7 protein-coding genes are annotated in these 8,501 nt (G+C 60.0%); 4 read left to right on the plus strand and 3 right to left on the minus strand.

What is annotated here, in order from left to right:
* Positions 1-31 precede the first annotated feature (31 nt).
* Positions 32-1,003 (plus strand): GlxA family transcriptional regulator, encoded by a 972-nt coding sequence (locus ACVWZT_RS20800; protein WP_457471117.1) that lies wholly within the window; start codon positions 32-34, stop codon positions 1,001-1,003.
* Between the two features lie 228 nt (positions 1,004-1,231).
* Here ACVWZT_RS20800 and ACVWZT_RS20805 read toward each other — a convergent pair whose 3' ends face one another.
* Positions 1,232-2,269, minus strand: coding sequence for a sensor domain-containing diguanylate cyclase (locus ACVWZT_RS20805; protein WP_296234819.1), 1,038 nt, complete (start codon positions 2,267-2,269; stop codon positions 1,232-1,234).
* A gap of 83 nt (positions 2,270-2,352) precedes the next feature.
* Complete coding sequence (locus ACVWZT_RS20810; RefSeq protein ID WP_457471118.1) at positions 2,353-3,018, minus strand: SOS response-associated peptidase; 666 nt, start codon at positions 3,016-3,018, stop codon at positions 2,353-2,355.
* Positions 3,019-3,125: 107 nt separating this feature from the next.
* Between ACVWZT_RS20810 and ACVWZT_RS20815 the strand changes: the two genes are divergently transcribed.
* Positions 3,126-3,419 (plus strand): hypothetical protein, encoded by a 294-nt coding sequence (locus ACVWZT_RS20815; protein WP_457471119.1) that lies wholly within the window; start codon positions 3,126-3,128, stop codon positions 3,417-3,419.
* Between the two features lie 84 nt (positions 3,420-3,503).
* Here the strand turns inward: ACVWZT_RS20815 and ACVWZT_RS20820 are convergent, their stop codons facing one another.
* A complete protein-coding gene (locus ACVWZT_RS20820) occupies positions 3,504-4,871 on the minus strand; it encodes an HD domain-containing phosphohydrolase (protein ID WP_457471121.1) in 1,368 nt (455 codons plus the stop codon).
* A 158-nt stretch (positions 4,872-5,029) separates the two neighbouring features.
* Between ACVWZT_RS20820 and ACVWZT_RS20825 the strand changes: the two genes are divergently transcribed.
* A complete protein-coding gene (locus tag ACVWZT_RS20825) occupies positions 5,030-5,968 on the plus strand; it encodes a cytochrome-c peroxidase (RefSeq protein ID WP_457472128.1) in 939 nt (312 codons plus the stop codon).
* Entirely contained in the window at positions 5,965-7,776 is a 1,812-nt protein-coding gene (locus ACVWZT_RS20830; protein WP_457471122.1) for a DAHL domain-containing protein, read from the plus strand. The genes ACVWZT_RS20825 and ACVWZT_RS20830 overlap by 4 nt, the downstream gene beginning before the upstream one ends.
* Positions 7,777-8,501 lie beyond the last annotated feature (725 nt).

Below are 8,501 nucleotides of genomic sequence, written 5' to 3' on the forward strand. Positions count from 1 at the left end.
TGGGCGCTCTGCCCTCCATTCAGGAGCCGTTATGTCTCACCCCCCAGTAACTCTCGCTATTCTGGGCATGCCAGGGGTTCAACTTCTGGATGCTTGCGGTCCTTTGGACGTATTCGCTGAAGCCAACCGGCAAGCTGGGTACGAAGCCTATCGGTTACTTCTACTTGCTTGTGAACCTGGTCCATTGGTGAGCTCTTCGGGTACCCGGTTACTTCCTGATGCCTGGATCGGAGAGGAGATTGATGCAATTGATACCTTGCTGATAGCCGGAACCCCTCAAGCTGCCGACCAGTACCTTCGATCAGGGATTCTGGATTGGCTGCGCCAGCGTGCTCCGTTGTGCAGGCGCTTCGGTTCGGTATGCACTGGCGCATTTGCCCTTGCAGCTGCGGGGCTACTTGATGGCCGTCGGGTCACTACCCACTGGGCTGTGGCGCAGCCTCTCTCTGAAAGATACCCACAAGTTACCGTGGAGGCGGATGCCATTCAGGTCCATGACGGAAATTTGAGGACAGCTGCGGGTGTAACGGCTGGGCTGGATCTTGCGCTTACGTTGGTTCAGGAGGATTTGGGCGATGAAATCGCGAAGGACGTAGCAGGCCACTTGGTCATGTACTTCAAAAGAACCGGTGGGCAGATGCAGTTCAGCCGTCAAGGATCTACTTCACCCACAGGGCGCTCTGCTCTACAGGCATTGCAGCGGTATGTCACGGCAAATCCGGCTCTGGATCATGGGGTTGCGAATCTGGCAGAGCGTATGGGCATAAGCCCAAGGCATTTTGCCCGAATCTTTCAAAATGATGTGGGCATGACGCCGGCAGCTTGGGTGGAGCAGATGAGGGTGAATGCTGCTCGCGAACGGCTGGAGGCTGGAAATGATGCGCCCAAGCAGGTAGCTGCCATGTGTGGATTCGCTAACGCAGACACATTGCGCCGAGCTTTCGTCCGTCATATGGGCGTTACCCCTGCGGAATACCGCAAACGCTATGCGCGACCTTGTTGAGAACAGGGACCGTTTGATAAAAGGCTGTACTGCTCCAAACTGGCTTTGGGACTTTAGCAGCCCGGCGCCAAGGGCCGCTTTGGGTCGAAAGCGGGCGCTAGGTCGGCAGAACACCGGAAATGGGTCTCGATGCCTATGCGTGCTGGCCAATTGCGGGCGTCTGTCACGTTATGACAGGCGGAACATGAAGCACGACGGCCTGTTGCCAGCCCCGGGTCCACGCTCCGCTCACACGGGTGGCGCCCGGTAGACGACCTGGTCGCGTCCCTGCTGTTTGGCGGCGTACAGCCCGGTATCAGCGCGGTTCAGCGCGTCCTCCATCGATTCCGCACTGGCGAACAGGGTGCAGCCTATGCTCAGGCTGACCTTCTGTTGACCGTTGGGCAACTGCATCGCTGTGCTACCGACCAGTTCCCGGATTCGTTCGGCAATGCGTCGCAGTTCGTCGCCGTCCTTGACCTGCAAGATGGCGACAAATTCTTCGCCGCCGTGACGTACCAGCAGGTCATCGGGACGCAGTGCCGCGCGCAGACGCCGGGCACATTCGCAGAGCACTTTGTCGCCACCGGCATGGCCGTACTTGTCATTGATCGATTTGAAATGATCAAGGTCCGCATAGATCGCCCCCAGCTGCGAGTGATGCTGGTCCGCCAATCGCCGTAGGTGCCCTTCAAAAGCCGCCAGCGCGCCGCGGTTCCATAGCTGGGTCAACGGGTCGAGCAAGGCTTTGCGCTGTTCACGGTCCATTTCGAGGCGCAGGTCGCGGTTGATCTGCGCCAGGGCACGCAGTTGCAGATAGCCTTCCGCCAGGGTGGCCAGGTCCCTGAAATGCGCCTGCTGCGCCTTGCTGAGCTCGCGCGGCCGAGGGTCGAACATGCACAACGTACCGATCGCTTTGCCATTTCCGGCGCGCAAGGGGTGGCCGGCATAGAAGCGGATAAAGGGCGGGTTGAGCACCAGTGGATTGTCGACGAAGCGCGTATCCTGCCTGGCATCGGGAACCATCAAGGTATCTTCGCCGAGAATCGCGTAGCCGCAGAAGGAAATACTGCGTGTCGTCTCGTTGGCCTCGAGCCCTATGCGTGCCTTGAACCACTGGCGGTCCTGGTCGATGAGGCTGATCAGCACAGTGTCGACGTGAGCCAGGTCCTGGGTAAGCCGCACCAAGGTATCAAGATAATGTTCGGCAGGTGTATCGACCAGGTTCATGTCGTCGAGTGTGCGCTGGCGCAGCGCTTCGTCTACGGGCAAGGGGCAAGCTGGCATATCAGGGGCTCCATTCCTCGGTTCGTTGCTTCTGCAACTGGCTGGCGACTACCGTATGGGGGGCGAAACAAGCACAGCATAGGTCATGGCAGCGGGTCAATCATCTCGGCGCCCTGGTTGCGCACATTTCCCACGGCCGCGCTCACCCGGTACCATTCGAAGCGATCAGCGGGTTCGCCGAGGTTGAGCACAAGTTGCTCCGCCTGCGCGCTCGGCATGTCGGCGGCGAGCCACGCGCGTGCCGATTCCGGCGAGAGCACGACAGGCCTGCGGTCGTGCACATCGACCAGGCCGCCTTGCGCATCTGCGGTGATGATTACGCAGCCATCGCCCGCGTTGCCGGTAAACTGGCCGATAGATGCGCACAGGGCAGGGTGGCCATCCCGACGTCGTATGAAATAAGGCTGTTTCCTCGGCCCGCCTTCATCAACCCATTCGTACCAGCCGTCGACGGGCGTTATCGCCCGGTATGGCCAGATCGCACGGAAGAACGGGCCTTGCGCCACCTTTTCCACGCGGGCGTTGATTGGCGCAGCGCGGTCAGTCGCCCAATGCGGCCGCCATCCCCATGTCACCAGGTCCGCCCGCAGGCCTGCGGCATCCACCCGCAGCACGGCGACTGGCGTAGTCGGAGCGATGTTGTACTGGCCCAGCGGCTGGTCGCCGACGTTGTTTCTCCACGCCTGCGGCAGGCTCAGGGTTGCAACGAAGTCATGGACGCCCCGGTACTGGCTCAGCCTGCCACACATACGTCACCCTCCTGCCTTGCCGTGTAAGCATAGTCCGCCGAGTGGTACTGGTGCGGCGCTGCAGGACGGTGCTCAAATACTGTATCCATATACAGTATCGGTGCAGTATGTATTTCCTCATCGTTTGTCGCCGGGAGCGCGGCATCGCCATACCATCCGACCAGTTGCGGAAGGTTCCGGCATTGCGTGCCGATGTCCACATCGGCGACCACCACAGCGAACCGCTGGGCCGGGTGTCGACCCAGGCCTGGCTGTTCAACCCGACGCCCGGGCCGGACATCATTCCTCGGCTGCACGATGCCAGGGTCAATGGCATGGCCCAGCTCGGGATGAACATCAACGGGGTCGAGGAAATCGACGGGATATTGTTCGCCCAGTCGTGGTGGTGTCGGGCGGAATGATCACGGTCTGCAGCCCAGCTGCCATGTGGCGGGGCCTTGCCCGCCTGGAGAAACCCCCGCGGGTTTTGTTCGCCCCGGCTTGAGTCAGCCCGCCGTTGCCGGCGCGGGTTGCACGCTGCCGGCCTCCTCGGGAATTCTGACGAACACACTGTATTTGCCGCCTTCCATTTCTTCGAAGGCAATCAGTTTCTTTACCAGCAGGCCGCTCAGTACCTTGCCGGCATTCAACAGCAACATGCCGTTGTCGGCATGGAGGTTACGCGCCAGGATCATGCCATCTGCCAACTCGTGCGTGCTCAACACCTTGATGGCCGGGTCGGTCAGGGTGATGTCGCGCATGTACTCGGCGCAAACAACAACGAAGTCTTCCACCAGGTCCGGGTCGTACAATTTCCCGGCATATTTGCGGATATACAGCAGGGCCTCATCGCTATTGAGTTGGCGCTCGAGGACCAGCCCGCGCTGCAATTCGATGAAATCCACGGCCATTTTCAGCCAGCGGGCACCCAACGGGATGTCCGCGCCCTTGAGGTGGCCCGGAAAACCGCTGCCGTCCCAGCGCTCCTGATGGTGGAGGATGAGTTGCGCGGCCTCTTTCATGGGGTCCAGGGTCATCACCAGCGCTTCGCTCTGTTTCGGGTATGAGCGGTACAGCTCGCGTTCCTGGGGAGGAATGAGATCGGCCGGGCAGGTGAGCATGCTGTCGGTCCAGCTCATCTTGCCGATGTTGTAAAGCGCAGCCGCCATGGTCAGGTTGCGGCAGGTCGCTTCGTCCAGCCCATGGCTGGTGCAGTACACCCGTATCAGGTCGATGACTTGCCGGTTGGTCTGCTTGGCCTTGGGCAGGCGCATGTTGCCCAGCTGCGAAAAGAACTCGGTGCTGGTTACGTAACTGCGTTTGAGTTCTTCATAGGCAAGGTCGAGCATGTCGGCCGTCTGCTGCAACTCGGCGGTGCGCGCCGCTACGCGCTGTTCAAGGCTCTCGTTGAGCGCCTTCAGTTGCTGGATCTGGGCCTGGGACAGTTGTTCCAGGCGCTTTCGCTCGCTTTCCGAATGCTGGTGGGCCAAGGCCTGGCGCAAGGTGACCAACAGTTCTTCATCATTCCAGGGTTTGCTGATGTAGCGGTAGATGTGCCCATCATTGATGGCTTTTGCGATGGTGTCCGTGTCAGCGTACCCGGTAAGCAGAATACGCAGTGTGGCGGGGAACCGCTCATGCACGTGTGCCAATAGCGTGGCACCGTCCATGTTGGGCATGCGTGCGTCGCTCATCACCAGATTGATCGGCCGCTGCTCAAGCAGTTGCAGGGCATCGGCGCCGCTTTCGGCAACAAGGACTTCGTAGGGCTGGCTGCGGAGCAAACGACGGAGGCTATTGAGAATCGAGGGTTCGTCGTCCACCAGAAGTATCACGGCTTTGTCTGCTGCACCATCGGTAACGGGTAGCTCCATGGGTCCCTCCTGGCCGGTTTCACTCAGACGCTCCCTGGTTACAGCCTAGATGACATTTGCCCTGGCGTTCGCTTTTCTCGATTGGCCTCACTATGCTCCGAGACAGCGTGCATCTTGCCAGGGAGGTTTGTGCTGTGCTGATCGGTCTGCAGGTTCGCATGGTTGCCACGTTGCTGACGGTATCGCCGGCGTTGGCCTTGGCTCAGAGCATCGGTGGGCCGCTGACGCCCTTGCCGGCGGTGCCTGCGCTTGACCCTGCGCGGGTGGAGCTGGGCCGCAAATTGTTCAACGACCCACGGCTGTCGCCCAATGGCACCCAGTCCTGCGCCGATTGCCATCGCCTGGATCGGGCGGGCGCAGACGGTCAGGCGCGCTCGCCGGGTGCCGATGGCAAACCCATGGCCGTCAATACCCCCAGCGTCTTCAATGCGAGCCTGAACTTCCTGCAGTTCTGGGATGGGCGTGCACAATCGTTTGACGGCCTGGTGCACCTGGCAACCGCCAGCGCAAGCGAAACAGAAAATGGCTGGGCCACGGTGGTCCGGCGAATTGCCGGCGACCCGGCCTATCGCGTGGGGTTTGCCGCAGCCTATGGCAAACCCGTGGCCGCTCACGATATCGAAGATGCCCTGGTCACCTACCAGCGTACCCTGTTGACACCTGCTTCACGCTTCGACCGCTACCTGCAGGGGGACACCAGCAGCCTCAGCCTGGAAGAGAAGTATGGTTATCAGCGCTTCCAGGAATACGGCTGCATCGCCTGCCATCAGGGCGTGAACATCGGCGGCAACATGCTGCAGAAGCTGGGTGTGTTCGATGATTATTTCGCCAACCGAGGCAACCCCGCGGTGGCCGATCAAGGGCGCTACAAGGTGACCGGCGACCCGGAGGACATGAACCTGTTCAAAGTCCCCAGCCTGCGCAACGTAGCGGTCACTGCCCCTTACTTTCATGACGGTTCGGTACCCACCCTGGAGGCCGCCGTCGACGCCATGTTCCATTATCAGTTGGGGCGTACCCCAAGAGAGGGTGATAAAGCGCTGATCATCAAGTTTCTCCAGACCCTCACCGGCCAGTGGGAGGGCAAACCTCTATGAAACTGAATGCTCGGCGCAGCCTGCTGCTGCTGGCTGCCTGCGCCATGCTGCTGGCGTCCGTGCTGGTCTATCTGTACTGGATGTCCAAGTCTGATGAAAGCGGTAGCTACGCCCAGGCGCGTGACCTGATTCGCCAGATCAAGCAGTACGACGCCCAGTGGGAAAGTGCGGTGCTCAAGGCGCGCACTACCACCAACTACAATTACGACCCGCTGGTGCTGCCGCTGATGGAAATGAAACGCCTGTGGCGGGAGTTCCGCACGCTTGAGGCACGCATCGGGAAAACCGCGATACCCGGCTGGCAGGCCGCCTTTGGCGATTACCAGCAAGCCTTCGATGACAAGATCCTGCTGGTTTCGCGTTTCAAGACGCACAACGCAATCCTGCGAAACTCCCTGGCTTTTCTCCCGGATGCAGCCGATGTCATCCAGGTGCACCTTGGCCAACTGGTCGACGCCGACGCGCTCCGCCTGCGCAGGATCACCAGCGATACCTACGACCTGATGCTCAGCAGCCTGGAATTTGCCCACACCACCACCGAGGACAAGGCTGCCGATATCCTTGTCGGCCTGAACAATCTTTCAGTCAACAAAGAGCGCCTGCCGGTCGATTTTCAGGCACCCATCGATACCATCAGCAAACACATCGAGTTGATCCTGCACGAGCAACCCAAGGTCGATCAGCTGCTTGAAGCGATCGAGGCCGTGCCGATCGCCGAACGCCTGGACGCCATTGCGCTGATGCTGGACCGCGACGAGCAGGCAGCCACGCTGACGGCCCAGCGCTACCATTTCTACCTGCTGGTGTTTTCCACCCTGCTGGTATTGCTGTTGCTGTACATGGGGGTGTGGCTGATGCGCAGCTACGCCGAAATAAACCGGGTCAACCGGGCGCTGGTCAGCGCCAACGACGAACTGGAGCAGCGAGTTGAACGGCGTACCCAGGCGCTTGGCCAGGCCAGCGCAGCCCTGCAACGCGAAGTGGACGAGCGCCGGCTGCTCGAGAACCAGCTGGTCCAGTCGGAAAAGCTCGCCTCGCTCGGCCAGCTGGCCGCGGGTGTTGCCCATGAAGTCAATAACCCGATCGGTTTTGTCTCGTCCAACCTCGGCGCCCTGGACGATTATTTCGGCCGTCTGCAGAACATGCTCAAGGCCTATGCTGACGCCGAAAACACCCTGATTCCGCATGGGCTGAGCGCGGAGCTGGCGAAGCTGCGTACGGAAATCGAGCTGGACTACCTGCTGGAGGATATCCCGGCACTGATCCGCGAATCCAAGGATGGTATCAGCCGCGTTGCGCGGATCGTCAAGGACCTCAAGGACTTCTCGCGGGTGGACAGCAGCCAGGATTGGCAGCTGGCAGACCTGCAGCAGGGCATAGAATCAACGTTGAACATTGTGGCCAGCGAACTCCGGCACAAGGCCGACCTGGTCAAGGACTACCACCCTTTGCCGCAGGTCGAATGCCTGCCTTCGCAGATCAATCAGGTGGTCATGAACCTGCTGGTCAATGCCACCCAGGCGATGGGCGCCGAGCGTGGCAGGATAACCCTGCGTACCGGTGCCAATGACGCGTGGGTGTGGATCGAGGTCGCGGACAACGGGTGTGGCATTCCGGCCGAGAGCCTGCAGAAGATCTTCGATCCGTTCTATACGACCAAACCGATTGGCCAGGGCACCGGGCTGGGATTGTCGCTTTCGTACGGCATCATCAAACGTCATGGAGGCGAAATCCATGTAACCAGTGAAGTGGGTGTCGGTACGACGTTCAGGGTGGAACTGCCTATCCACCAGTCCCGCTCGGCCTGAGCTCGCCTCAGCCTCGGGGAGGGGACAGCAAGGGTGGAATGCAAATTGCTGTGACCCAGGGGAAATCGAACCTCCGGAGGGCGCAACAATGAACCGGGACGACCGCTTCTACATGATTTTCGTGGTGACGGCCGTGTTGCTACTGGATTTCGCCGCGACCTGGGTGTTTCTGCAGGCCATCGCCTGACCTTCCCACCTTTGGGGAGCGACACCCGGAAGCGGGGCTTTCGGCTTGTATGTTTGCTGGCGAATACTCCATCGGGGGTAGCGCCATGTTGCGCGTTGCAGCCTAGCCGCGCTCGACCTGTCAGTGACCCACGGATTGCCGCGCCACTATCAAGTTACTTCTACCTGCGCTATTCAATGACCTTGCCCGGATAGTCCTGCCCAACTTCCGCTGCGCAAATGAAACTTAATCCTATCGCCACAGGCTGTGGCAGGCGTCCTTTTACACCGTGATAGATGCAAATGGATTGCACTTTCCTCCGCAATCACTCAACTGAACACAAGGGTATGAATGTGCTTGCTCAAGCTGAATGTAAAACTTGGATAAGCCGCAACTTTTACTCGAGTGGATTGTTCGGCTCAGAAGGCCCATGCCCCCGTAGAATGCTGCATACGCTCGTTGCACAAGTGCAACTGCAAGGTGGGGTAACGGTACCGGCGTATCCGCCAGAACTATTGATAAAGTGATACTGGCGTTTTATCGGCGGCATGCTATTTCT

The organism is Pseudomonas sp. TE21394, assembly GCF_054057835.1.